1 protein-coding gene is annotated in these 2,586 nt (G+C 75.9%); it reads left to right on the top strand.

The annotated features are described in order from the left end of the window. Positions 1-2,586: DNA polymerase III subunit alpha (dnaE, locus tag ACYVJ4_RS11380; protein WP_460460244.1), on the top strand; the 2,586-nt coding region annotated here is incomplete at both ends.

Raw genomic sequence — 2,586 nt, 5'->3', positions numbered from 1 at the left:
GTCGTGCTGCTCGGTCCGGCCAGCGAGGTCGGCCGGGCCGCGCTGGCCCGCCGTCCCGACCTGGCGCGCGCGGTGCTCGAGCGCTGGCGGGCCGCGCTGCCGGCCGGGTCGCTCGCGGTCGAGGTGGTCTGCCACCACGGTCCGCCGGGCGGTCCGCTGAGCGTCGAGCACGCGGCGCGGATGCTGGCGCTGGCCCGCGAGGCCGGGGTGCCGGCGGTGCTGACGAACGCCGTCCGGTACGCCACGCCGGACGGCGCCGCGACCGCCGACGTCCTGGACGCCACCCGCCGGCTGGTGCCGCTCGACGTCCGGCACCTCGACCGCGTCACCGCGCAGGGGCACCTGGCGAACGGGTCGGCCATGGCGCGCACCGCGGCCGAGATGGCCGGTGCGCTGGGCGGCGGCCACCAGGCGGCGGGCGAGCAGGCCCGGCGGCTGCTCGACGACACCGCCGCCCTCGCCGCCCGCTGCCGGCTCGACCCGCGAGCCGACCTCGGCATCGGCTCGGTGCACCTGCCCGAGCCGGCCGTGCTCGGCCTGACCCCCGACCAGCACCCCGGTGCCGTGCTGCGCGAGCGCACCCGCGCGGCCGTGGCGAGCTGCTACCCCGGGGCGTCGGCGCGGCGGCTGCGCGAGGTCGAGCAGCGGCTGGACGACGAGCTCGCCGTGGTCGACCACCTGGGCTACCCGACGTACTTCCTCACCGTGGCGGCGGTCTGCGACCTGGTGCGCGAGATGGGCGTGCGGGTCGCGGCGCGCGGGTCGGGCGCGGGCAGCCTGGTCAACTACCTGCTGGGCATCAGCGGCATCGAGCCGCTCGAGCACGGGCTGCTGATGGAGCGGTTCTGCTCGCCGCTGCGCGCGCAGCTGCCCGACATCGACGTCGACGTCGAGTCCGCGCGGCGCACCGAGGTCTACGAGCGGGTGCTGCAGCGGTTCGGGGGCGAGCGGGTCACCTGCGTGTCGATGATGGACACCTACCGGGTGCGGCACGCGGTGCGCGACGTCGGCGCGGCGCTGGGCCTGCCGCCCGCCGAGGTCGACGCGATCGCCAAGTCGTTCCCGCACATCCGGGCCAGCAACGCCCGCGCCGCGATCGCCGAGCTGCCCGAGCTGCAGGCCAGCGGGCTGGGCCACGAGCGGCTCGACCTGCTGTTCGAGCACGTCGAGCGGCTCGACGCGCTGCCCCGGCACGTCGCGCTGCACCCGTGCGGCGTGGTGCTGTCCGACGCCACGCTGCTCGACCGCACACCGGTCGAGGCGAGCTGGATCGGCTTCCCGATGAGCCAGTTCGACAAGGACGACGTCGAGGCGATGGGCCTGCTCAAGCTCGACGTGCTCGGCATCCGCATGCAGTCGGCCATGGCGCACGCCGTCGACGAGGTGGCCCGGGTCGACGGCGTGCAGGTCGACCTCGACGACCGCGAGCAGCTGCCGCTGGACGACCCCGCCACCTACCGGCTGATCCGCTCGACGCACACGCTGGGCTGCTTCCAGATCGAGTCGCCGGGCCAGCGCGAGCTGGTCGGGAAGTTCGGCCCCGAGACGTTCTCCGACCTCGTCATCGACATCTCGCTGTTCCGCCCGGGCCCGGTGAAGTCCGACATGGTGACGCCGTTCCTGCAGGCCCGGCAGGGCTGGCGCGAGCCCGAGTACCTGCACCCCACGCTGCGCGAGGCGCTCAGCACCACCTACGGCGTCGTCGTCTTCCACGAGCAGGTGCTGCAGATCGTCGCGGTCACCACCGGCGTCAGCCTGGCCGAGGCCGACGAGGTGCGCCGGGCGATGGGCTCGACGACCGGCCAGGCCGAGGTCGAGGCCTGGTGGCGACCGGTCGCCGCGGCCCGTGGCTACGCACCACCCGACGTCGAGCGGATCTGGCAGGTGCTCAAGGCGTTCGCGTCGTTCGGCTTCTGCAAGGCGCACGCCGCCGCGTTCGCGCTGCCTACCTACCAGTCGGCCTGGCTCAAGGCGCACCACCCGGCGGCGTTCCTGGCCGGCGTCCTGACCCACGACCCGGGCATGTACCCCAAGCGCCTGATCCTGGACGACGCGCGCAGCCTCGGCATCGCGGTGCTCGGCCTCGACGTCAACCTCAGCGAGGCCGCCTACCGGGTCGAGCGGGTCGCGCCGTGGGACGAGCCGCCGCCCGCCGTCCTCGACCAGCTCGACGCCGGGCCCGACCGCCCGGACGACGGCCCGCGCGCCCGGCCGCACCCCGACCTGCCCGACGGGCGGGCGTACGGCATCCGGCTCTCGCTCGCCGACGTCAAGGGCATCACCGACGCCGAGGTCGAGCGCGTCGTCGCCGGCCGCCCCTACGCCTCGCTGGCCGACTTCTGGCACCGGGCCCGGGTGAGCCGTCCGGTGGTCGAGCGGCTCGTCGTGGCCGGGGCGTTCGACAGCCTGTACGGCCTGGGCGGGCTGGCCGCGCGGCTGCCGGTGCGCCGCCGTGGTCAGGTCACCCGGCGCGACCTGATGCTGCAGGTCACCGAGCTCGACCGCTGGACCCGCGCCACCAGCCGCGCCGCCCGGGGCACGGGACGCGGCCGGGCCGGGGGAGCGGCGGCGCGGCGCGGCGCGGCG

This window comes from Angustibacter peucedani, assembly GCF_054779595.1.
This window is presented reverse-complemented; position numbering and strand designations above follow the sequence as displayed.